The organism is Lysinibacillus sp. FSL K6-4013 (assembly GCF_038630435.1).
Taxonomy (GTDB): domain Bacteria; phylum Bacillota; class Bacilli; order Bacillales_A; family Planococcaceae; genus Lysinibacillus; species Lysinibacillus boronitolerans.
In genome coordinates this window covers 3350330-3374478 of the sequence record NZ_CP152031.1, presented here as the reverse complement: position 1 = coordinate 3374478, position 24149 = coordinate 3350330, and the positions used below count along the sequence as shown (strand labels likewise).

21 protein-coding genes are annotated in these 24149 nt (G+C 38.3%); 15 read left to right on the top strand and 6 right to left on the bottom strand.

The window, feature by feature from the left end; translation table 11 throughout:
* Positions 1-33 precede the first annotated feature (33 nt).
* A complete protein-coding gene (sspI, locus tag MHB39_RS16665) occupies positions 34-243 on the bottom strand; it encodes a small acid-soluble spore protein SspI (protein WP_004226361.1) in 210 nt (69 codons plus the stop codon).
* Positions 244-480: 237 nt separating this feature from the next.
* Here sspI and MHB39_RS16660 point away from each other — a divergent pair, with 237 nt between their 5' ends.
* Together MHB39_RS16660 and MHB39_RS16655 are read left to right on the top strand one after the other, a co-directional pair.
* Positions 481-1008 (top strand): sigma-70 family RNA polymerase sigma factor, encoded by a 528-nt coding sequence (locus MHB39_RS16660; RefSeq protein WP_342544607.1) that lies wholly within the window; start codon positions 481-483, stop codon positions 1006-1008.
* Between the two features lie 198 nt (positions 1009-1206).
* Positions 1207-3351 carry an EAL domain-containing protein gene (locus tag MHB39_RS16655; protein WP_342544605.1) on the top strand — a complete coding sequence of 715 codons (2145 nt, stop codon included), beginning with the start codon at positions 1207-1209 and terminating at the stop codon, positions 3349-3351.
* A 44-nt stretch (positions 3352-3395) separates the two neighbouring features.
* Here MHB39_RS16655 and MHB39_RS16650 read toward each other — a convergent pair whose 3' ends face one another.
* The 3 genes from MHB39_RS16650 to MHB39_RS16640 all read right to left on the bottom strand — a co-directional run bounded on the left by MHB39_RS16650 (position 3396) and on the right by MHB39_RS16640 (position 5305).
* A complete protein-coding gene (locus MHB39_RS16650; RefSeq protein WP_016994871.1) occupies positions 3396-3587 on the bottom strand; it encodes an H-type small acid-soluble spore protein in 192 nt (63 codons plus the stop codon).
* 12 nt (positions 3588-3599) lie between these two features.
* The gene (locus tag MHB39_RS16645) at positions 3600-3764 is read right to left on the bottom strand and encodes a YfhD family protein (RefSeq protein ID WP_004226371.1); all 165 of its coding nucleotides are present in this window, start codon (positions 3762-3764) and stop codon (positions 3600-3602) included.
* Between the two features lie 131 nt (positions 3765-3895).
* On the bottom strand, positions 3896-5305 hold the full coding sequence (locus tag MHB39_RS16640) for a LysM peptidoglycan-binding domain-containing protein (protein WP_036078306.1): 1410 nt from the start codon (positions 5303-5305) through the stop codon (positions 3896-3898).
* Positions 5306-5457: 152 nt separating this feature from the next.
* On the opposite strand from MHB39_RS16640, the gene MHB39_RS16635 reads away from it, so the two are divergent.
* The 3 genes from MHB39_RS16635 (at position 5458) to MHB39_RS16625 (ending at position 8726) form a co-directional block, all read left to right on the top strand.
* A complete protein-coding gene (locus MHB39_RS16635; RefSeq protein ID WP_342546933.1) occupies positions 5458-6807 on the top strand; it encodes an FAD-binding oxidoreductase in 1350 nt (449 codons plus the stop codon).
* A 125-nt stretch (positions 6808-6932) separates the two neighbouring features.
* Complete coding sequence (locus MHB39_RS16630; RefSeq protein WP_342544600.1) at positions 6933-7724, top strand: alpha/beta hydrolase; 792 nt, start codon at positions 6933-6935, stop codon at positions 7722-7724.
* Positions 7725-7748: 24 nt separating this feature from the next.
* Positions 7749-8726, top strand: a complete 978-nt coding sequence (locus MHB39_RS16625; protein WP_342544599.1) for a diguanylate cyclase — start codon at positions 7749-7751, stop codon at positions 8724-8726.
* 7 nt (positions 8727-8733) lie between these two features.
* Here the strand turns inward: MHB39_RS16625 and MHB39_RS16620 are convergent, their stop codons facing one another.
* The gene (locus MHB39_RS16620; protein ID WP_342544597.1) at positions 8734-9129 is read right to left on the bottom strand and encodes a (deoxy)nucleoside triphosphate pyrophosphohydrolase; all 396 of its coding nucleotides are present in this window, start codon (positions 9127-9129) and stop codon (positions 8734-8736) included.
* A gap of 171 nt (positions 9130-9300) precedes the next feature.
* On the opposite strand from MHB39_RS16620, the gene MHB39_RS16615 reads away from it, so the two are divergent.
* The 4 genes from MHB39_RS16615 to MHB39_RS16600 all read left to right on the top strand — a co-directional run bounded on the left by MHB39_RS16615 (position 9301) and on the right by MHB39_RS16600 (position 15206).
* Positions 9301-10065, top strand: a complete 765-nt coding sequence (locus MHB39_RS16615) for an RNA methyltransferase (RefSeq protein ID WP_016994876.1) — start codon at positions 9301-9303, stop codon at positions 10063-10065.
* 390 nt (positions 10066-10455) lie between these two features.
* Entirely contained in the window at positions 10456-11493 is a 1038-nt protein-coding gene (gene pheS / locus MHB39_RS16610) for a phenylalanine--tRNA ligase subunit alpha (RefSeq protein WP_004226385.1), read from the top strand.
* A 12-nt stretch (positions 11494-11505) separates the two neighbouring features.
* Positions 11506-13923 carry a phenylalanine--tRNA ligase subunit beta gene (pheT, locus tag MHB39_RS16605; protein WP_342544594.1) on the top strand — a complete coding sequence of 806 codons (2418 nt, stop codon included), beginning with the start codon at positions 11506-11508 and terminating at the stop codon, positions 13921-13923.
* 344 nt (positions 13924-14267) lie between these two features.
* Positions 14268-15206 carry a nuclease-related domain-containing protein gene (locus MHB39_RS16600; RefSeq protein ID WP_342544592.1) on the top strand — a complete coding sequence of 313 codons (939 nt, stop codon included), beginning with the start codon at positions 14268-14270 and terminating at the stop codon, positions 15204-15206.
* Between the two features lie 288 nt (positions 15207-15494).
* On the opposite strand, the gene rnhC is transcribed toward MHB39_RS16600, so the two are convergent.
* The gene (gene rnhC, locus MHB39_RS16595; RefSeq protein ID WP_342544591.1) at positions 15495-16418 is read right to left on the bottom strand and encodes a ribonuclease HIII; all 924 of its coding nucleotides are present in this window, start codon (positions 16416-16418) and stop codon (positions 15495-15497) included.
* A gap of 135 nt (positions 16419-16553) precedes the next feature.
* On the opposite strand from rnhC, the gene zapA reads away from it, so the two are divergent.
* The 6 genes from zapA to MHB39_RS16565 all read left to right on the top strand — a co-directional run bounded on the left by zapA (position 16554) and on the right by MHB39_RS16565 (position 24088).
* Positions 16554-16814, top strand: a complete 261-nt coding sequence (gene zapA, locus MHB39_RS16590; RefSeq protein ID WP_016991554.1) for a cell division protein ZapA — start codon at positions 16554-16556, stop codon at positions 16812-16814.
* Positions 16815-16819: 5 nt separating this feature from the next.
* On the top strand, positions 16820-17359 hold the full coding sequence (locus tag MHB39_RS16585) for a CvpA family protein (RefSeq protein ID WP_016991553.1): 540 nt from the start codon (positions 16820-16822) through the stop codon (positions 17357-17359).
* Between the two features lie 58 nt (positions 17360-17417).
* Positions 17418-19127 (top strand): DNA polymerase/3'-5' exonuclease PolX, encoded by a 1710-nt coding sequence (gene polX, locus MHB39_RS16580; RefSeq protein ID WP_342544589.1) that lies wholly within the window; start codon positions 17418-17420, stop codon positions 19125-19127.
* A gap of 18 nt (positions 19128-19145) precedes the next feature.
* A complete protein-coding gene (locus MHB39_RS16575; protein ID WP_342544587.1) occupies positions 19146-21512 on the top strand; it encodes an endonuclease MutS2 in 2367 nt (788 codons plus the stop codon).
* 22 nt (positions 21513-21534) lie between these two features.
* The gene (locus MHB39_RS16570; RefSeq protein ID WP_008179180.1) at positions 21535-21948 is read left to right on the top strand and encodes a DUF350 domain-containing protein; all 414 of its coding nucleotides are present in this window, start codon (positions 21535-21537) and stop codon (positions 21946-21948) included.
* Positions 21949-22393: 445 nt separating this feature from the next.
* Positions 22394-24088 (top strand): AMP-binding protein, encoded by a 1695-nt coding sequence (locus MHB39_RS16565; RefSeq protein ID WP_342544586.1) that lies wholly within the window; start codon positions 22394-22396, stop codon positions 24086-24088.
* Positions 24089-24149 lie beyond the last annotated feature (61 nt).

Genomic DNA, 24149 nt, shown 5'->3' with positions numbered 1-24149 from the left:
TTATTGGAAATGGAATGCACTGTTCATTAAAAATCAGTTAGCAAATACTTTTTCTAGTTTTTGAACAAATTCATCTTGTTCAGATGGACTGGATTGTTTCCACCATTTTTCAAAAAACACCCCCAGCCCTGGCAGTAAATGCTCTTCTCCACGATTAATAGCATCTTCCACAATATCTTTGAATTCTGCGGCAGATTGACCATGTACATTCGCTGTGATTGCGTCTCTTATTTGAAAATTCATCTATATCGCCTCCTTAGTAGTAATTTGTCCAACTATCATTTAAATATGTATGAAATACCAAAGAAAATAGATAATTTTTGCAATAACTTGCGGGAATTATGACTAAATATGACAAGCATTTTATTCATTATGCACGAGGAAATGATGAGAATGGGCATTAGCTCTCAAGCAACATGACGGACTAAGATTATGTTACCTAGGAATATTGAACTGTGCACAGTTGATAGGAAGAGTAGCATGTCCATTCAGAACAATCAAAAGCTTTCATTCACACAATCTTTTGAAGAAATTTTAGAGGCAGTGCAACCAATGATTACAGCCATTCTTACGCAGCTTCATATTTACAAGGATTTTGATTACTATCGTCATATTGCTTCCATTGCTGTATGGAGAGCATGGCTAAAAGCAGATTCAGCAAAAGGACAATTTTCTGCTTATCTATATTCTTCGATAAAAGGAGAGATTTTAAATGAGTTATCAAAAGAAAAAAACTATAGAGAACGAATGACTGTTGTGGATGATGAAACAATGAATTATATACTTAGTGAGCAGGAGGAAAGAGACAATCAAAAAAATTCTAACTTTCTTGAAATGATGTTAGCCGAGTTAAAGCAGATAGAAAGGAAAATATTACTACTTTATTATGTAGAAGGTTACAGTGATCTAGAAATAGCCAATGCACTAGATCTATCTGTTGTTGCTATCAAAAAAAGAAGGGCTAGAATCATCCAAAGGCTGAAACATCAACTTTTCAGAGTGGAATAAAGAACTAAAAATATCAAAAGTATGCTAATATTGAAATAAAATGAATATTAGCATACTTCACATAGGTGCATACAAATTCCGATAAAAGTGTTATGATTTGTAAGAAGTCAAAGAAATATACAATTCAAATTTAAATAATCGAAATAGATAGATAAAATTTCCTAGTGAATGTTTATATAGTAGTATGGAGGGTTTGGAGTGGAGAGATGGTTTAATCAGATAGAGAAAAAAGAGATTTCGTACATGGTATTACCCTTATTACTTGTCATACCATTACTGAGCTTTAGCAATCAAATATATGGTGTTTTCCAAGGTGACATGTATCAAGATATAAAATTGGTGATACAAATATTAATCATTGTTTTTACAATGGCAATTGCGATCCAATCCTATTTAGTATTTTCACACTTATTATCCAATCAAACTTTATACATAGGAAACATGTTTTTCATTATTGCCTTATTAGAATTAGTTAGCTTGTTTTTTAGCCAATCGAGAGAATGGAACTTTATGAACGAGCCCCTACATATATTAATGCGTTTATACTTAGCCATTGGATTTATACTTATTATTTTAAATCCTAAAAAGCGATTAACCATGAATCATCGGATACTGACATATGGTTGTTCGATGCTTTTCATTCTAGGAAGCGTTTTTCTGGCTTATAATTCAACCAAAATATTGCCTAAAAATTGGTTAGATACGATTGATACTATGGTACACCTAATTGCTATTATTCTTCAAATTTTAACCATTGCTATTGTTAGTACATATGTAAAAAAATTACCGAAGCGTTCTATGTGGTTAATCAGCGCAGCTATTTCCCTTATTGTGAGTGATGTCTTCTTTATCGTTAGTCATGATCAAAGTGCAATATGGGATTTCTCGGCATTAATCTATCAGTTTTTAGCATTCTATTTTTTCCTAAAAGCGATTTATTATACATCTGTGGAAAAACCATTTCAGCAACTGTTGAAAATTAAGAAGGATCTTGAACAATCACAACAGGAGCTTCGATTTCAAGCTTATCATGATGACATTACATTGCTGCCAAATGAACATTTATTACTAAAGACGTTAAAAGAAAATTTACATAATAATAAAGAGCAAAAGGCTATCATTGCCATAGAAATTGATCGCTTTGCGGCGATTCATTCGTCCATTGGGATAAGTAACTCTAATAAAATGATGAAACTTGTAGCAGAGCGTATTCAAGCGATTGTACCACCTCATTATTTTGCAACTAAACTTCGTGAGGGACAATTTGTTATTTATATTGACCATGTAAAGACCATTGAAGAACTACTACAATTTTGCTTAAATCTCAAAAGTGCCATGACCGATCCTTTACAGGTTCAGTTATTTTCATTGAACGGCAATCTAAATATAGGTATAGCCCTCTACGAGGATCAATGGACAGGTGAAGAGCTATTAATGCATGCACAGTTAGCAATGCGAGAGGCTAGACAAATACCTCAAAGATTTCTTTTTTATAAACCGTATATGTCTAAAGGTATTGCAGATCGAATATTGTTAGAGCAAGACCTACATAATGCGTTAGCCAATAATGAATTTTATTTAGACTATCAACCACAGGTCAACTTAAAAACAGGCACCATTGAATCGGTCGAAGCTTTGGTACGCTGGCGTCATCCAACTCGGGGCTTTGTTCCACCTGATGTCTTTATTCCTATTGCTGAGGAATGTGGCCTTATTATCCCGCTAGGTAAATGGATTTTAGAAACCGCATGCACTCAAGCAAAAATATGGGAGAAACAAGGCTTACCTCCAATGAAAGTGGCAGTGAATTTATCACTTGGCCAGTTATTTCAGCAGGATTTAGTAGAAATGGTACAAGATATTTTACAACGTACCAAATTAGATCCGACATTTTTACAATTAGAAATTACAGAAAGCATGACGATGAACATTGATCAAATGACACAGCTATTACATGAGTTAAAGGCATTAGGCATTCAAATTGCTGTAGATGATTTTGGAACAGGCTATTCTTCTCTATCCTATTTAAAGGAATTTCCAATTGATTGTTTAAAAATTGACCGAACGTTTGTAAGAAACGTGCCACATAATCCAAATGATGAAGCACTTGTTTCCATGATTATTTCGATGGCTAAACATTTACGGTTGAAGGTTGTGGCAGAGGGCATTGAAGAAGTGGATCAGTTATCATTTCTAATAGATGGTGGCTGTGATTATATTCAAGGCTATCTATTTAGTAAGCCAATCTCTCCACAGCAAATCACGGATACCTATAAAGATTTACACCATCATGTGGATGAAGTATTAACACAACTTCAATATATTGAGGATTATATTATATAAAAAAGAACCTGCTTATTCCTTTTGAGTAAGCAGGTTCTTGCTGTTTAATGAATGAGATATTCTTCTTTTAATTCGGATATAGCTACTTCAGATCGCTCTTCTAAAGAACGGCGTAGATGAACTGTCGCTGTTTTTTCATCATCGTGGAGCTGATCGATCCAGATGGAAACGCCATTATAGCTCACTTCAAATTCTAAAGGTGAGGCGACAATTTCTTGTGCACGCTGAAAATCCAACTGAAGCCCCCCTTATTTTTTCTGCTTATTTTTATTTTGCGTGACTGTATTAATTAGCTCCATAAACTCTTGAGAAAATTCCTCACTCACCTTGTTTGGTGCAATCTTTTGGTTTTTTGGCGTTTGAGGTAACGAGCCTTTATTATTGCTTTGACCTTGTTTATTGTCTCTTCCCATGTGAGTTGCTCCTTTCCTGTTGATATAAATTAATATGGCTTTGAAATGAACTTTTTATCCCGTCATCACAGATAGCACTTCACAAGGAAAAATTCGCATAGCTCTTTGTTTATTGCGAATAATAATGAGTATTAAGATTTTTTAACAGAAAAATTATCATTTAATAAAACCCAATTTTGAGGAAACGGGAATCCTAATGCCCAATAACTAATGCCACGTAAATTGTAATGTTTAGTCATATCGAATTTGGCTTGTGCGCTTCTCGCATCTTCAAACCATACCTCGTGCTGCCTTCCTTGCTCATCAACATATCGATAAAAGGGAGATTGTGCAGTTGGATCATATTGGATTGTTGCCCCGTACTTGATAGCCCTATTGAGCGCTTCCTGCGGGCTAAACGTTTCGGCTTCTTGGCCTTTGACATGAGGTAAGAGCCAATCACGCGCATACAGCTCAAAACCCAATAGAATTTTATCAGCTGGTATTTCAGTTAAAGCATATTCCACGACTCTGCGCATTTCATTAATGGGGGAAATGGCTTGTGGGGGGCCGAGACGATAGCCCCATTCATATGTCATTAATACAACAAAATCTGCTATTCTCCCATGTGCTTCATAATCATGTGCCTCATATAATGTCCCTTTTTGTGAAGCACTTGTTTTAGGTGCGAGCGCTGTTGAAACCAAATAGCCCTTTGGATGAAGTGTATCCACAGCCAATTGAATAAAGGCATTGAAATTTTCGCGATCAGCAGGTAAAACATTTTCAAAATCAATATTTAATACTTGATAACCTTTATCTTGCATCACCTGTAACACATTATTCATGACCTTTTTACGTAACTCTGCATTGGACAAGACGACATGTGCTAAATTAGAGCCTTCTTCTGTAGAAGTAAAATTAGTGAGCGTTAACATAGGGATGATATGTTTAGCCTTTGCTGCCGCTATCATATTTTCATCATTAATGGGCTGTAATGTCCCATCTTCCTTCATTTTATAAGCAAAAGGGCTAAAATAAGTCAGTAGATGACCAATAGCATTAATGGAGTCTACAGCTTCTTCTGAAGGTTGGTAGGAATAAGCATTGACTTCAATCATTGGTAATTTTCTTGGGATCATCAATTGGGAACCGACATAAAGCATATCGGGATTGTTTATTTTATTTTCTACAGCAATGGCTTGAACGGTCGTACCATAGCGCTGTGCTATTTGCCATAAAGTTTCTCCGGGCTGCACGATATGAACAATGGGTGGAATAATTAATTTCGTTCCTGGTGTTAATTGATCGGGATTTGTTAGATGATTTTCTAATATGATAGATTGCAAGGGAACGCTAAATTTCTGTGCGATGGACCATAAAGTATCTCCTTTTTGAACCGTATAAATTGTATAAGGAGAAGGGATAACCAGTGATTGTCCGATGGCTAATTGATCAGGAGTAGCTAATGCATTTAATTGACTAATAGATTGAACGGGTACAGCATAACGATTAGCGATTTGCCACAGTGTTTCGCCAGCACTTACCACGTGGATAAGCATAGAACACCTCCATCACGATCTTATTAGTGCATCATATGTTTCAAGTGTGAAAAAGAGTATTTTAGTGTGTGTCCAGTAAAATAGTTGAAATGTCAAATTCTTTCTCAATGAGTTGCATAGGATAAGTATCATTGTGAGAAAGGGGCTTGATGTTGAAAAAAGCGAAGCTCACAGGAAGAATCGTCACGCCTGAAGATTTGGATTATGAACAAGCGAGAACGAATAATAATTTAAATAATCCCAAATATCCGAGTGTCATTGTGTTTTGTCAAGAAACGAAAGATGTGGTTAATGCCTTAAAATGGGCTAGAGAAAACAATGAGCCATTCAGAATTCGAAGCGGTCGTCATAGCTATGAAAATTTTTCTTTAGTAAATAAAGGGCTTGTTATTGATGTAAGTGATATGAACGATATTTCGGTAAATCTCTCAGAAATGACGGCTAGGATTGATGCTGGAGCTAATATGGGAAATGTATATCGTACATTATGGGCGCATGGTGTTACCATTCCTGCTGGTACAGAAAGTAGTGTTGGGGTGGTCGGTTTGACACTTGGTGGGGGGATTGGAATGCTATCACGACCGTTTGGGTTAACTTGTGACAATCTTATAGAAATCGAAACGGTGGTTGCTAGTGAACATGAGGGTGCTCAGGTAATCAGAGCCAATAAGCAACAACATCATGATCTGTTTTGGGCAAGTCGTGGTGGAGGTGGGGGCAATTTTGGTATAGTTACTTCTTTGACATTCAGGCTTCATGCGATTAATGAGGTATCACTTTTCTCTATTACATGGGGATGGGATGATTTTGAAGTGGCCTTTGATGCATGGCAAAAATGGGCTCCCTATACAGATAAGCGTCTAACCTCACAGATTGAACTAAAAACAAAGGAAGTAGGGGAAATAGTCGCACAAGGTGAGTTCATAGGAACAGCAGCTGAATTAAAGAAATTGCTTCGCCCTCTTAGGAAGACAGGCATGCCAACAAGTATTTGGATAAAGGAAGTGCCATATATCAAGGCAGTAGAATTTTTTGATTTACCAAGTGGCAATCAGCCTGCTCTTCGAAAAAGATCTGGCTCATTTTTGGAGAGACCGTTTCCATATAAGGCGATTCAACGAATGAAAGAATTTTTAGCCCATGCACCTAATTTAAATACAACGATCTGGCAACAGTCTTTAAGAGGAGCGGTCGGTGAAATTGCTCCCCAGCATACTGCCTATTACTATCGCAATGCGATAATAGCCCAAGAATATAATACTTCCTGGAAAAACCCGAAAGAGGAAGAGCAAAATATTAGGTGGGTAGAAAATTTACGTCGAGCTTTATCACCTTATACGGCTGGTGATTATGTCAATTTTCCGGATCGATTTATTCAGGACTGGCATACAGCCTATTACGGACGTAATTTTAGAAGGCTTCGTGAAGTGAAAACAAAATATGATCCGTATAATGTATTTCAATTTCCGCAGAGTATCCCACCTATTAGAAAGTGGCTGTAGATGGAGAAAGGGGCAGGTGAAGCGGCACTCCTGCTCCTTTTTGATTTTCACGTTTTAGCTTGATAAATACTGTTTAAGGGGTCACAATAAAACTATTACATATATTTCTAAAAGGATTGATTGGGATGGAAAATATTGTTGTTCGTAATAATGTAACAATACTCGGACAAGGAGATCAACCGCTTATTTTTGCACATGGATTTGGCTGTGATCAAAATATGTGGCGTTTCATTACGCCTGCTTTTATGGACAAATACCAGATTATATTATTCGATTATGTAGGCTCAGGTAACTCAGATATAAATGCCTATTCATCAGAAAAATATCAATCGTTACAGGGCTATGTACAAGATTTATTGGACATTATTGAAACGCTATCATTACAAAAGAGTATTTTTGTAGGGCATTCCATTAGTGCCATGATAGGATTGCTCGCATCTATCCAGCACCCTGACTATTTTAAGAAATTGATTATGATTGGTCCTTCTCCGTGTTATTTAAATGATGATGGTTATCGAGGGGGATTTGAGCGAAGTGATATAGCGGAGTTATTAGACATGATGGAAATGAACTTTACAGGTTGGGCTAGCTATATGGCACCTATTGCAATGAGTAATCCTGAACAGCCAGCATTAACACAGGAACTGAAGCAAACCTTTATAGCAGCAGACCCTATCATTGCAAAAGAATTTGCTGAGGTTACTTTTTTATCTGATCATCGAAGTGAATTACCAAAGGTCTCAGTTCCTTCGTTAATTATCCAATGCTCGGAAGATAGTATTGTGCCAATTGGTGCGGGAGACTATTTGCATCAGCATCTCAAAAATAGCACGTTACAATTACTGGAAGCAAAGGGTCATTACCCACATATTAGTCACCCAAATGAAACGATACAATGTATCGCAGATTTTTTGTAGGGAAAAATGAAAGGATTTTCAACAATGGAAAAACGACTCAACAATGCACCATGTGGATTTCTTTCCATCACACATGAAGGGCTTATTTCAGAAATCAATCAAACCCTGGTAGATTGGATTGGCTATGAGCAAGAGGAATTATTACATAGGCATCTAGAAATTCTTCTATCTACGCCCAATAAGATGATTTTTCATTCTTATTTTTATCCAATGATTAATCTAGAGGGGCAAGTAGAGGAATTATTCATTCATCTCAAACAGAAGGACGGAATGTCTCTTCCGTTTTTAATGAATGCTAAATTGTACAATGAGGATATGGTAGAGCGCATTGATTGTATTTTAGTAAAGATGAAAAAGCGCATCGATTATGAACAGGAATTACGATCAGCCAAAAAACTACTTGAGGCTGCCTACCAAGAAAAGGATCGTGCATTAGCTAATTTGGAGCAAATTCATGTAGAAATAGAACTTCAACAGGCGAAATTATTGGAAATGAATGCTGCTTTAGTAGAATTATCAATGACTGATAAACTGACTGGCTTGAAAAACAGGAGATTTTTCCAGGAACAACTCGAACAACATTTTAATCGTTTTCATGAGACAGCAGTACCTTTTTCGTTATGCATTTTAGATATCGATCATTTCAAAAAGGTCAATGATACATATGGTCATCAAATTGGAGACGATGTCCTCGTTCAATTGGCACAACTATTACAAATACAAGTACGTCTGGAAGATATCGTCGCTCGTTATGGTGGGGAGGAGTTTATGATCATCTTACCAGAGACCGAGATACCTGTTGCAAAAGAAATCGGCGAAAAAATTAGGCACACCGTGGAGCAGGATGGTTGGCCAACAGGTCATCTTACGATCAGTATGGGAATTGCCACAGTAACTTCAGAAGATACAGAGACGACATTGATAAAAAAAGCAGATAAAGCATTGTATGGATCGAAAGCGCATGGACGAAACAAAGTCACTCATTTTCATGAGATAAAGTGAATAGCCTTTACAATTCGGCTATTAATTTTTGAATAGAAGGAAGATCTGCTGGGGCAAATGGGAGGTCAAGCAATTGGTTGCGGGGAACCCATCTTGCTTCAGCATGTTCTAGAATTTGGGGTGTGCCTTTTATAATTGAAGCTTTGTATGTTTCTAAATGAACAAAAAATTGTTCGTATTCATGGAGTGTTACAGCCATTAGTTTACCTACTTGAATCAGACAGTTAAATTCCTCAAGGATTTCTCGATAAAGTGCCTGTTCAGGTGTTTCACCCTGCTCTATTTTACCGCCAGGGAATTCCCAATAGTTTGCTAATACCATTTGGGGATTTCTTAAAGCACAGAAAATTTCTTGTTGCTCATTTTCAATAATAGCCCCTACTACATGTATTGTTTTTTTCATTATATACCTCACTTTGTGTCTTCATTAGATGTGTATGATTATAGCATGTTTAAGTTGTACGCCACTTGCCACCACAGGAAAATAACAGTTTTCTTACTTAGCTATGAAATTTGCCATTTCGTAGGGTATAATAGTGGTCAATATATAGGAAAAAGGCGGTAAGAGGTAGCGATGAAGAGAATTGAATCTACGCAAAATGCGTTAGTGAAATATTGGAAAAAGTTAGCGACAACAAGAAAAGAGCGTGAACGTTCGGGTGAATTCCTAGTAGAGGGCTTTCATCTTGTTGAAGAAGCATTAAAAAATAAAAACCAAGTATTACAAATTATAGTGCGTGAAGGTATCGATTTGCCAATGTTATGGCCAATTGATGATGTAGCTATTGTAGAGGTATCGACTGCGGTAGCAAAGGAATTTGCAGAGACAGAAACCTCTCAAGGTGTTTTTGCTGTATGTAAACAGCCAGTCTTAGAGGATAATGTGATGACCACTTGGAGAAAAGTGTTATTAATTGATGCTGTCCAAGATCCTGGAAACATCGGAACAATGATTCGTACAGCGGATGCAGCAGGTTTAGATGCTGTAATTTTAGGAAAAGGCAGTGCGGATATTTATAATCCTAAAACACTACGTGCTGCTCAAGGCTCACATTTCCATATTCCAGTAGTGCGTGGAGATTTAGCAGAATGGATTGATTTACTACAGGATCAAGGTGTACCAGTATTTGGTACTGCCTTGGATGAGGAGGCGGTGCCGTATAGCGATATTCAGCATACAGGTGCATTTGCGATTATCATGGGGAATGAAGGAAGTGGCATTCAGCCTCAGTTATTAGCAATGACAGATCAAAATATGATCATTCCTCTTTTTGGACAGGCTGAATCATTAAATGTAGCAGTAGCAACAGGTATTGTTTTATATGGCTTTGCTAAGTAATTGACAGAACTTTATGGGATTGAGGCAGTTGTCTCTTGATTTGCCACAGTCCATTATTGTATAATTTATTCTAAAATGTATGTTTAAATAATAAATGCTTTGACCGAGAAGTAGTAAAGATTGTGAATGGACAACAGGGAGCGTCGGCCACAGATTGAGAGCCAGCGCCGTACCAATGCAGTTTTGAATTCAGCTCGCGAGCAGCTACCGGGACCAGTGTGATGCTGTAAAGGTAAGCCGGCTTTATCAAGTCGTTATGTTAATGAAGTGATTGTAAGGATTTGTCTTGCAATAACTAGGGTGGTACCGCGAAAATGTCCTCGTCCCTTTTTAGGGGCGAGTTTTTTTATGCCTAAAATGCAGGCATTTATTTTCTAAGGAGGTTTTAACATGGAAGAGCAATTAAAACAATTAGAGCAAGAAGCACTTGCTAAAATTGAAGCAGCTGCAAATTTAAAAGAATTGAATGAAGTACGTGTTGCGTACTTAGGAAAAAAAGGACCTATCACAGATTTACTAAAAGGGATGGGGAAATTATCAGCTGAAGAACGTCCGAAAATGGGTGCTTTAGTGAATAATGTTCGTGAAAACGTAACGGCGGTATTAGAAACAAAGATAACCGTGTTGGAAGAGGCAGCTATTGCTGAAAAATTAGCAAGTGAGTCGATTGATGTCACTTTACCAGGTCGTGAAATTAAAGTGGGGAACCGTCACCCTTTAACTCGTGTCATTGAAGAAATTGAAGATTTATTTATCGGAATGGGCTATGAAATTGCTGAAGGCCCAGAAGTTGAGAAGGATTACTATAATTTTGAAGCACTAAATTTACCAAAAGGACATCCTGCTCGTGATATGCAAGATTCGTTCTATATTTCCGAGGAAATATTATTACGTACGCATACTTCACCAGTGCAGGCTCGTACTATGGAAGCCAAAAAAGGCGAATCGATTCGCATAATTTGTCCTGGTAAAGTATTCCGTCGTGATAATGATGATGCAACACATTCACATCAGTTTATGCAAATTGAAGGTTTAGTCATTGGCGAAAACATTCGCATGAGTGACCTCAAAGGAACATTAGATACTTTAGCGAAAAAAATGTTTGGTGCAGACCGCGAAATTCGACTGCGTCCGAGCTTCTTCCCGTTTACTGAGCCATCAGTAGAAATGGATATCTCTTGTTTCAAGTGTGGCGGAGCAGGCTGTAACGTATGTAAGGGCACAGGCTGGATTGAGATTCTAGGAGCAGGTATGGTGCATCCAAACGTATTAGAAATGGCTGGCTATGATCCAAAGAAAGTTTCTGGATTTGCATTTGGTATTGGTGCAGAACGTATTGCGATGTTGAAATATGGTGTTGACGATATTCGTCATTTCTATACAAGTGACACTCGCTTCTTATCACAATTCGAGCGAACAGAAGCGTAAGGGGGATAAAACATGTTAGTATCATTAGAATGGTTAAAAGATTATATCAATACACAGGACTTAGCACCTGAGCTATTAGCAGAAAAAATTACACGCTCTGGGATCGAAGTAGATGCAGTAATTGATCGTGCTAATGCTATGGATAAAGTTGTGGTTGGTTATGTAGTCTCTAAGGAGAAACATCCAGAGGCCGATAAGTTAAATATTTGCCAAGTTGACGTTGGCGAAGCAGAGCCTCAACAAATTATTTGTGGTGCACCAAATGTTGATGCTGGCCAAAAAGTCATTGTTGCTCGACCAGGTGCACATTTACCAGGTGGCATTAAAATTAAAAAAGCAAAACTTCGCGGCCATGAATCGAACGGAATGATTTGTTCCTTACAAGAGCTTGGAATCGAAGGAAAGCTTGTGCCTAAGGCATACTCAGAAGGTATTTTCGTCCTACCAGCAGATGCAGAAGTAGGCTCAGATGCACTGGCTATATTGGGCTTACGTGATACCGTATTGGAGTTAGGTTTAACACCAAACCGCTCAGATGCTCTTTCAATGCTTGGTGTAGCCTATGAAGTAGGTGCTATTCTTTCAGAGGAAATTAAATATCCAGAAATTTCCTATCAAACTGCTAGTGAAAAAGCACAGGATTACCTGAAGCTTCATGTAAAAGATTTACAAGCAAATCCTATGTATGTGGCAAAAGTAGTGAAAAACGTAAAAATCGGTGAATCACCAATGTGGCTTCAAAATCGTTTAATGGCTGCAGGAGTCCGTCCACACAATAATGTGGTAGATGTAACGAACTATGTATTAATGGAATATGGTCAACCTCTACATGCTTTTGACTATGATAGCCTAGCAACAGGTGAAATCGTTGTTCGTAAAGCAACAGAAGGTGAAAAAATTACAACATTAGATGATCAAGAACGTACATTAAAAGCTTCAGATTTAGTCATTACAAATGGCAAAGAGCCAGTAGCAATTGCTGGTGTAATGGGTGGTGCTAATTCAGAGGTAACAGATTCAACAACGACTGTTGTCATTGAGTCAGCCTATTTTGATGGTTTAACAGTTCGTCAAACGTCTCGTCATCTTGGCCTACGTTCAGATGCATCCGCACGTTTCGAAAAAGGGGTAGACCCAAATCGTGTCTTACCAGCTGCTGAACGTGCTGCCGCTCTACTTGCTGAATTAGCAGGCGGTGAAGTATTAGAAGGTACATGTTTAGTAGATGAGTTAGATAAAACACCAGCGCGAGTAGTCGTTTCCCCAGATTTTATTAATGAGCGCTTAGGTATGAAGATTGCATTAGAAGATATGCTTTCTATTTTAGAGCGTTTAAAATTTGGTGTAGAGGCAGCAAATGGTTTATTAATCATCGATGCACCAACACGCCGTCAAGATATTAAAATTGAAGAGGATATCGTGGAGGAAATTGCACGTCTTTACGGTTATGATGAAATCCCAATGACATTACCAGAAGGTGCAACACAAGTAGGTAATTTATCACCTTACCAGGCAAATCGCCGTGTTGTTCGTCATTACATGGAAGGTGCTGGTTTGTATCAAGCAGTGACATATTCATTAACATCAGATGCATTGTCACAACGCTTTGCCTTAAAAGCAGAGCCAGTAACTCGTTTACTTATGCCAATGAGTGAGGAGCGTTCTACATTACGTCAAAGCCTTATTCCTCATTTAATCGAAGCAGCCGCATATAATGTTGCTCGTCAAGCTGAAGGCGTGGCTTTATATGAAATTGGTTCCGTATTCCTTGGTCAATCAGATGAGGGGCAACCATATGAGGAAGAGCATGTGGCAGCTGTACTAACTGGCAAATGGCTAGACCATGCTTGGCAAGGCGAGAAAAAAGCCGTAGATTTCTTTGTGCTAAAAGGTATCGTCGAAGGTGTCATTGGCAAACTTGGCTTAGAAAATCGCATGACATTTGTGAAATCCCAAGTGGATGGCTTACATCCAGGACGTACGGCTAGCATTTTATTAGATGGCGAGCAAGTCGGCATTATCGGTGGACTTCACCCTGCTGAACAAAAAGCATGGGGTGTAAAAGATACGTATGTGATGGAAATGAATTTAGTGGCGCTATTAAATGCAACGGCACAAGAAGCACCACTTGCTTACACACCAGTACCTCGTTTCCCAGCTATGTCTCGTGATATCGCACTTATTATGGACCGTACTACAACAGCGGGCGAAGTAATGGAAGCTATCGATACAGCGGGTGTGAAATTATTAAAAGATATTCGCGTATTCGATGTTTACGAAGGGGAGAAAATGGAACCAGGTAAAAAATCGGTTGCCTTCTCTCTCACATACTTTGATCCAGAACGTACTTTAACGGACGAAGAAGTAGTGGCTGCACATAACAAAGTGTTAAAAGCCATTGCTACGATTGCAGGCACAGAAGTACGCTAATATATGAAAAAAGACTGTCTAATGAGGCAGTCTTTTTTTGTTTGAGAATGGTGAAGATGATGATCTAAAAGGTGAAGAATCTGCTCAAAAGAAAGTGTGGAGTGATCCAAAAAAATAAGGAAAGTGCTCATATGGGGAACTACAAAAAGGAATAATACAGTCATAGAGATTAGACAATTCTACCAGAATCGAATCTACTAAAAAAATATAGACTGAAAGATATTCACAAAAATTATTAAAAAACTAAATTTAGTGCGGCAAAGTTGATCAAATAATTAGTTTCGTAAATAGTCTAGGAATGGATAATTTTCCTTGCTATAGTCATTTGAAAAAGGAGTGATGAAATGTTTATTAAACCATATGAGGAAGCGAAAATGACATTAGGTTTGCGAGCTTTAGTGAGAAGACTCATACCAAATCATCCATCTCTTGATCAAATGAAGAGGGAGTTATTACAGGCGGAAGCAGGCGAATACGGTGAAAAATTTATTATGAAACAACTGGAGAAATTAACTTTTACGAAGAATTTTCAAGTTTTACATAATATCACTTTTCAGCATCCATACTCATTACAGTTAGATGTTGTGGTGATAACACAATATGAAGTAATAATTATTGAAAGTAAGAATATTCGAGGAGAAGTAGAATTAAAAAATCGACCACGTCAAATGATTCGGACTCTTGAAACAGGTGAACAGCGTGTATTTCATCATCCTGAAGCGCAGCTCGAGGAATATGTATATAATTTAAAGGGATTTTTCAAGCAACATCAAATTGAAGTACCTGTCAACGGTATCATTGTTTTTCCTTTTAATAATGCACGAATCAATTATGAAGATGGATTATTTCCAGTATTGATGGCAAGAGAGTTAACGAGCTTTTTGCAACAACGTCCAATGAAGACAAAAACTATAGATTGTCAATATATTAGTGCATTACTTGTGCAACACAACAAACCGTATGAGAGGTTTCCTCTAAGTCGATACTATGGGATAGAGGTTGATGCGATTCAAACAGGCGTTATCTGTCCAAAATGCGAATTTGGACAGATGCATTGGCTTAAGATGAATTGGACCTGTTCCAGCTGTCATTATACGAGTAAAAAGGCACATTTATCTGCTCTGCAAGATTATGGGATGCTCATCAATAAAAAGATTACGAATGCACAAGCCCAGCATTTTTTACAGTTAAACAATCGCCATACAATAAAAAGAATGCTAATGGCTAGTTGTTATCGGGAATCGGAATTAAAAAGATCAAGAGATTATCAAATTTTTTTATGACCTTTATAAGAATACTAGAAGCGGTTTATCTAATTGGAGATCTGCTCCCAAAGGTGCTAGAAGCGCTCATCCCAAGTAGGAAAGCGCTCCAAAAGGTGTTAGAAGCGCTCATCCCAAGTAGGAAAGCGCTCCAAAAGGTGTTAGAAGCGCTCATCCCAAATAGGAAAGCGCTCCAAAAGGTGCCAGAAGCGCTCCCCCAAATATAAAACCGCTTAAAAAGGTTCCTAAAGCGCGCTCACGCTCCTTAGGAACCCCAAAAAATCTTTTTTAAGCAACCAGTATTACGATTTACTTCATCTTGCGTGCTTTATCGGTGTTGGCGAAATGCCATTTTGTAATGGAGCGTAGAAATTCTTCTCCTTGATTACGCCAGATTCGGGCTGCTTGCACATCTACCTTGTTAGAGGCGCCCTTCATTAATGTAAGCCCTGCAATATCACTCAAACGGTCCATTTCCTTTAAAAAGGCAGCACGAGCTAAAATAGATGCTGTAGCCACAGCTACATGTAATTGTTCTGCTTTAGTAGAAAAGTAGACATTTTCTTGTACTAGTTCACGTTCACTTTTTAAATAATTATAATAGACACCACGTTCTGCAAACTGGTCAATTAAAATAAATTCAGGTTTTTCAGGTGCCAATTTAGACAGGGTGTTTTGTAGGGCCTTATTATGCATCATGGCTTTCATTTTACCTTGAGAATAGCCCTTCGCTTGTAAGTTGTTATATTTCTCATTGCGTAAGACGAGAACACTATGAACACAGGCTGCACGTAAATCAGGCGCAATTTTTCGCATATAATCATCTGTTAGCATTTTTGAATCTTTTACGCCAAGCTCATTTATGAGTTCAATTTTGGAGGTAGGCACATATACTGCCGCTACTGTTATTGGACCGAAATAATCACCTGTGCCTGTTTCATCTGAGCCTAAGACAGACATTGTTGCGAAATTGTTAGGCAGTACATCCCCTTTTGCCCCGATAGAGGAGGGTGGAGTAGCAGCTTTTTCAATAGTTCCCCAGCGCGCCGCCTCGCGTTCAGCACCGCCCCCCTGGAACATTAATTTTCCTGATTTATACATAGTTATGGCTGTATCTGGTAGTTTTGCCGCAAAAATGACTCCTGGAGCCTTTCGTTCTATAAAGTGCGGTCCATAGTAAGCCATCACCTCTTTTTGAATATTTGTTGAAATGGAAAGCACAATATTTGCCATTTAATCGTTCCTTTCTGTCCTCATTGTTCACAATTTTATACCTTTCATGGTATGATAATAAATAGCTTTTTTGTGTGATGGTGCTCACATGCCTCTAAAATCATGTGTGCATCGAATTTATAGGAGGGTGCGACTATGGAAAAACAAGAAAAGAATAAAATTTCTGTTGAAATATATGGTCATACATACAAAATGGTCGGCTCTGAATCCATTGGCCATATGCGACTTGTTGCTTCGATTGTTGATGACCGTATGCGCGAGATGAACGTACATAATCCCTCACTTGATAGCACAAAACTTGCTGTTCTGACAGCAGTAAATACAGTTCATGATTATTTACTATTAAAAGAACGAATGGAGCAATTAGAAGAAGAATTGAAAAAGTTAAAGGGTTGAAGAGAATGTTAGATTTAATCATATTAGTGGTACTGTTAGCTGGTATAGGCGTCGGTGCAAAACGAGGTTTTATTGTACAGATGATGCATATTGTCAGCTTTGTAGTAGCCCTAATTGTTGCGTATATTTATTATAAGCCATTAGCACAAAAATTTGTATTTTGGGTTCCATATCCAGGCGTCACTGACACAGGTAGCCTTGGCGTTGTCATTGATAGTCTAGATTTAGACCGTACCTTTTATCGGGTAATTGCCTTTGCTGTTATTTTCTTTGCAGTAAAAATAACGTTGCAAATCGTGGCATCGATATTTGATTTTATCGCTTATTTGCCTGTACTAAATACAGTGAATCGTTGGCTTGGGGCGTTACTTGGCATGATTGAAAACTATTTAATTATGTTTATTTTGCTATATGTGTGCGCCTTATTACCAATAGATGCCATACAAAATTTAATGTCGAAGTCATTGTTAAGTGGTCTGATGTTGGAGCATACACCGATTATTACAAAGATGTTCCAAAACTGGTGGTATATTTATATGCAATAGTAACTGTGCACTTCTCTCTGTCTTGAGGGAAGTGTTTTTACGATAGGAGGAATTACCAATGAATAAAAAAACAATTATTCGCACACTCGAAAAAATTGCTTTATATATGGAACTACAGGGAGAAAATCCATTCAAGGTATCAGCCTTTCGAAAGGCAGCGGCAGCACTAGAGGGGGACGAGCGTTCATTAAGCGAAATGGATGATGTAACAAAACTCAAAGGGATTGGCAAGGGTACTGCGGCTGTAATAGAGGACTTAATGGCAACAGGTGAATCGAGTTTGTTAAAGGAGCTAGAAGAGATTGTACCTAAAGGGTTACTGCCATTGCTAAAATTACCTGGTTTGGGAGGAAAAAAAATTGCGAAACTACACCAAGAGCTTGGTATTGACTCTGCCGAAAGCTTGAAGGCTGCTTGTGAGGCAGGGAAAGTACGTGAATTAGCTGGGTTTGCTGTAAAAACGGAGGAGAAGATTTTAAAGGAGCTAGCCAATTTAGCAAATCGTTCAGAACGACTACCAATTTGGCAGCTTGAGCCTGTGGTTTTACAAATTGAGGCGCTTCTAGGTAGTATGAAGGAAGTAGACCGGTTTTCAGTTGCTGGGAGTTTCCGTCGAGCGTTAGAAACTAGCAAAGATATTGATTTTATTGTTGTGACAGAAGCAGTTGAGGAAGTACGAGAAAAGTTGTTAAATAGCTTGGCCATTCAAGAAGTAGTGGCGGCGGGGGATACAAAAATTTCGGTGATTTTAGACTTAGATGAACCAGTTAGCGTTGATTTTCGTTTAGTGAAGGACAATGAATATGCGACTGCGTTGCATCATTTCACAGGTTCAAAAGATCATAATGTTCGTATGCGGCAAATTGCCAAAGCCCGTGGTGAAAAAATAAGTGAATATGGTGTGGAACAAGAAGATGGTACTGTTTTAACGTTTCAAGATGAAGCGGCATTTTTTGCTCATTTTAATCTACCTTGGATTCCACCAAGCTTGCGTACTGGAGCAACAGAATTTGATAAAACAAATATAATTCAAAAATTAGTTCGACTAGAGGATATTAAAGCTGATTTGCATATGCATACGACTTGGTCGGATGGTGCATACTCTGTTGCAGAAATGGGCGAGGCGTTACTAGCACGGGGCTATCAATATAGCGTTATTACAGACCATTCGCAATTCCTAAAAGTAGCAAATGGATTAACGCCAGAGCGCTTAGAAAAGCAGCGTGGAGAAATTGAGGCGTTTAATGCGGCACATCCAGATTTTCATTTGTTTAAAGGGACGGAGATGGATATTTTACCAGACGGTTCCCTTGATTTCGAAGATCAGGTGTTAAAAGAGCTCGATTTTGTTATTGCTTCCATTCATTCTAGTTTTACACAATCACAAGATAAAATTATGGCACGTTTACTAATAGCAATGCAAAATCCCTATGTTCATATGATTGCCCATCCGACTGGTCGAATTATTGAAGACCGTGATGGTTATAATCCTGATATGAAACAGTTAATTGCCTGGGCCAAGGAATATGGTAAAATTTTAGAGTTAAATGCAAATCCGTATCGTCTCGATTTATGTGTAGAACATTTAGAAATGGCCTGCGCTGCAGGTGTGCCGGTAGCCATCAACACAGATGCTCATGATATTACGCATTTACGTTTTATGGATATTGGTGTTCGCTATGCAAATAGAGCATGGTTACCGAAAGATATGATTGTGAATACATGGACGCGTGAACAGTTTGAAGCGTTCATACGACGAAATAAATAGGCTGAGGAGGTGTTCTCAGTGATAGCAGATCGCGCATTGAAAACACTAGAATACGATAAAGTTAGGCAACAAGTGGCTTCCTATTGTACTTCCTCCATTGGTAAATCTGCCATTGAGGAGCTTGTGCCACAAACAGATTTTGATAAAGTAGTACAATTATTAGAGGAAATGGATGAAGGATTATCCATTTTGCGTGTGAAAGGTAATGTACCAATGGGAGGCATTTTCGATGTCCGTCCCTCTGCCAGACGTGCTCAAATAGGAGGCATGTTAGCAGCAGTAGAACTAATGGAAATTTCGAGCACGATTCGAGCAAGCCGAATTTTGCGCAATTTTATTGAAGATTTAGAAGCCGATGAAGTGATTGCTATTCCTCATTTCATCTCCAAAAAGGAAGCAATGCCTGTCTTAACAGGGCTGCAACATGAAATCAATAACTGTATTGACGACAATGGAGCTGTCTTAGATTCTGCTAGTCAAACATTGCGCTCTATTCGCCAATCTTTGCGTGCTGAAGAAGGGAAAGTTCGCTCTAAGCTGGAAAGTCTAATTCGTGGAAGTAATGCATCAAAAATGCTTTCGGATACACTTGTGACAATTCGTAATGATCGCTTTGTTATTCCTGTAAAGCAAGAATACCGTCACCATTATGGCGGGATTGTCCATGACCAATCTTCTTCTGGTCAAACCTTATTCATTGAGCCAGATTCTGTTGTCCAAGCAAACAATGAAATACATCGCTTGAAAATGAAAGAGCAGGCAGAAATTGAACGTATTTTACTAGCATTAAGTGCAATGGTGCAAGAAGTAGCATCAGATTTATTTAACTTAGTGAAGGTATTAGGTGATATCGATGTCATTTTAGCAAAGGGCAAATATGGCCAAGCCAATAAATGTACAATGCCTAAAATGAATCAGAATGGCTATATCCGACTAATACGTGCGCGTCATCCACTGTTACCTATAGAATCAGCTATTCCCAATGATATTGAATTTGGTAAAGATATTACAGCTATTGTCATTACAGGTCCGAATACAGGTGGTAAAACGGTGACATTAAAAACGGTTGGCTTGTGTACATTAATGGCGCAAGCAGGATTACCAGTGCCAGCATTAGATGGCTCAGAACTTGCTGTATTTGAGCAATTATTTGCCGATATTGGTGATGAGCAATCAATTGAGCAGTCACTTTCTACGTTTTCGTCCCATATGGTCAATATTGTAGACATCCTACAAAAATTTGATCACGAATCACTTGTTCTTTTTGATGAGTTAGGGGCAGGTACTGATCCACAGGAAGGGGCAGCCTTAGCCATCTCAATCTTAGACGAAGTACATGGGCGCGGTGCTCGTGTAATGGCTACAACTCACTATCCTGAGCTAAAAGCTTATGGCTATAATCGACCAGGTGTAGCCAATGCCAGTGTAGAATTTGATATTGAAACTTTGAGCCCGACCTACCGTCTACTTATCGGTGTGCCTGGGCGCTCAAATGCATTTGAAATTTCCAGTCGTCTCGGTTTACCTGAATCCATTATTGATCGTGCTAAAGGCTTTACTGGAACCGATCGACATGAGGTTGAATCGATGATTGCCTCATTGGAAGAAACACGTCGCCAATCCGAAGATGATGCAGAGCGTTCGCATGCATTACTATTAGAATCAGAGACATTGCGTAAAGAGCTTCAAGATAAATTGCAAGCCTATGAGGAGCGCAAAGAGGCGCTTGATAAGAAGGCGAAGGAAAAGGCGCGTAAAATTGTTGATGAAGCGAAACGTGAAGCAGAAGCGATTATTGCGGAGCTTCGAGAAATGCGTAAAAATGCGGATCAAGTTGTCAAGGAGCATGAATTGATTGAAGCACGTAAACGCTTGGATGAAGCAACACCACTTGAAGACAATAAAGTGTTAAAAAAGGCGGCGCAAGTTAAAGCTCGGGCACAAAACTTAGTTGTCGGAGACGAGGTAAAGGTGTTAAGCTATGGTCAACGAGGTACTTTGTTAGAAAAGGTGTCGAATACCGAATGGGTTGTCCAAATGGGGATTTTAAAAATGAAAATCTCAGATAGTGATTTGGAGTATATTAAACCTGAAAAAGAGCCTGTATTACGAACAGCTGGTGTGAAAAATAGAAATAGTCATGTGAAATTAGAATTAGATTTACGTGGTGAACGCTATGAGGATGCAATCGTAAGAACAGAGAAATATATTGATGATGCATTACTCTCTAATTATGGTCGTGTATCCATTATTCATGGAGTTGGTACAGGGGCGTTACGTCAAGGTATTCAAAGCTATTTGAAAAAGCATAAGCGCGTAAAATCCTTCCGTTTTGGTGAAGCCGGCGAAGGGGGCTTAGGCGTCACAGTTGTTGAATTGAAATAAGCTATAAAGGGGACGGAGAAAAATGCTGAATTCTGGCTTTTGGCGATATCCAATTATCGAAACGGCAGGATATTTTAGTGTTGTAGTATTATGTTTAGTCGTCTCGATGGCATTGTTCGAAGTCGTTACGAAATATAAAAATTGGGAAGAAATTAAAAAAGGCAATGTCGCTGTGGCTCTTGCAACGGGGGGGAAAATACTAGGGATTTGTAATATCTTCCGCTTTTCCATTGCACGTCATAGCACATTAAGTGAAATGATCGGCTGGGGCCTTTTTGGCTTTACATTATTAATTGTAGCGTATTTCTTATTTGAATTTATGACACCTCGCTTTAACGTTGATCAAGAGATTGCCAATGATAATCGCTCAGTTGGTTTCATTTCCTTTACCATTTCAGTCGGTCTTTCGTTTGTAATTGGGGCAAGTATTGCATAGGAGTGTCATGACATGGAAAAATTAGCAAAAGTACTAATCGTTGTCTGTATTGCATTTTTGGCAGTAGGTGTCTACTATATGTTAACGGTTTAAAAAAACGCATTCTCTTTATGAGGATGCGTTTTTTATTTATTAAACATCGCATAAAATTCTACTACAACCTATTAATTTTCTCTCATATAACGCTATTAAAGGGTTGAACAAATTATTTTTATAATATAGGAATATGCTGATCATTTTTTTATGGAGTAAGTCAAGAATGAATGAGTATTCATAAGGTCTATTCAAACAAATCCCGATAAATACCAATCATATTAATGTTGTAAAATGCATAATAATTAATCGAAAATGCATTTATTTTCTATTTTCTGTTTGAAACTGTATTTCTTTTTCATTATAATAAATATAAGAATTGACAAAGTTTGGGACAAAGGGGAGAGGACGTATGACAGCAAAACCATGGCTAGCAAATTATCCTGAAGAAGTACCATCGTCTTTAACGTTTGAGGAAATTCCAGTGCAAGAGTTTTTGACACGTGCCTATAAAAAGAATCCATCCAAAGTAGCGATTCATTTTATGGGAAAGGATTTGACGTACACCGAGCTATATGAGTCAGCTTTAAGGTTCGCAAACTATTTACAAACACTAGGTGTGGAAAAGGGAGATCGAGTAGCCATTATGCTGCCAAACACGCCACAAAGTGTAATCGCTTACTATGGTGCCATGTATGCAGGTGCTGTTGTAGTACAAACAAATCCACTTTATACTGAACGTGAGCTTCAATATCAAATGGCTGATTCAGGAGCAAAGGTTATTCTCGTAATGGATATTTTATATCCAAGAGTCATGAAAATTATGAAAGAGACAGCACTTGAAAATGTCATTGTGACAGCTATTAAAGATTATTTACCATTCCCAAAAAATTTAGTCTATCCATTTATTCAAAAAAAGCAGTATGGCTTTAGTGTCAAGGTTGAACATAGCGGTCAAAATCACTTGTTTACAGAAATAATGCGCTCAGCACCGATTAAGCTAATTGACAATATGCCATGTGATTTTGAAGAAGACCTAGCACTCCTTCAATATACGGGTGGGACAACAGGTTTCCCAAAAGGCGTTATGCTGACACATAAAAATTTAATTGCCAATACAACAATGTGTGATGCTTGGATGTATAAATGTGTTCATGGTGAAGAAACCATTATGGGCATTCTACCATTCTTCCACGTCTATGGCATGACAACTGTTATGCTTTTATCTGTATTTACTCAAAATAGAATGGTGCTTTTACCGAAGTTTGATGCAGAGACGGCTTTAAAAACGATTGATAAACAGAAACCAACACTGTTCCCCGGCGCACCAACCTTATACATCGGCCTTTTAAATCACCCAGACATTGCGAATTATGATTTATCATCCATTAAGGCATGCCTAAGTGGCTCTGCTTCATTGCCGATTGAAGTGCAAGAGAAGTTTGAGGCAGTGACTGGTGGAAAGCTAGTAGAAGGATATGGGTTAACAGAAACCTCACCTGTAACACATGCTACGCCAATTTGGGGGAAGCGGGTGATTGGCTCGATTGGTTTACCTTGGCCAAATACAGAAGCGGTTATTTTACGTACAGGTGATACAGAAGAGCTACCTATTGGTGAAGTTGGTGAAATTGCTGTTAAAGGACCACAAGTAATGAAGGGCTACTGGAACCGTCCAGAGGATACAGCTGCGACATTTGCTGACGGTTGGTTTTTAACAGGTGATCTTGGTTATATGGATGAGCAAGGCTTCTTCTATGTAGTAGATCGTAAAAAAGATTTAATAATAGCAGGCGGCTTTAATATTTATCCACGTGAAGTAGAAGAAGTGTTATATGAACGTGAAGAGATCCAAGAGTGCGTAGTAGCAGGCATACCTGATCCGTATCGTGGTGAAACAGTTAAAGCTTATATTGTATTAAAAGAAGGATATTCGATTACTGAGGACGAATTAAATAAATATTGCCGTCAGCATCTAGCAGCTTTTAAAGTTCCGCGTTATTATGAATTTAGAGAAGAGCTGCCAAAAACAGCTGTAGGAAAAATTTTGCGTCGTACGTTAGTTGAAGAAGAAAAAACAAAATTAGCGAATAAAGAAGCGAAATAAATACGTGTGAAAGTATTGACAAGCAATGCTGTAAAATATAATATGAAAATATGAATGAATG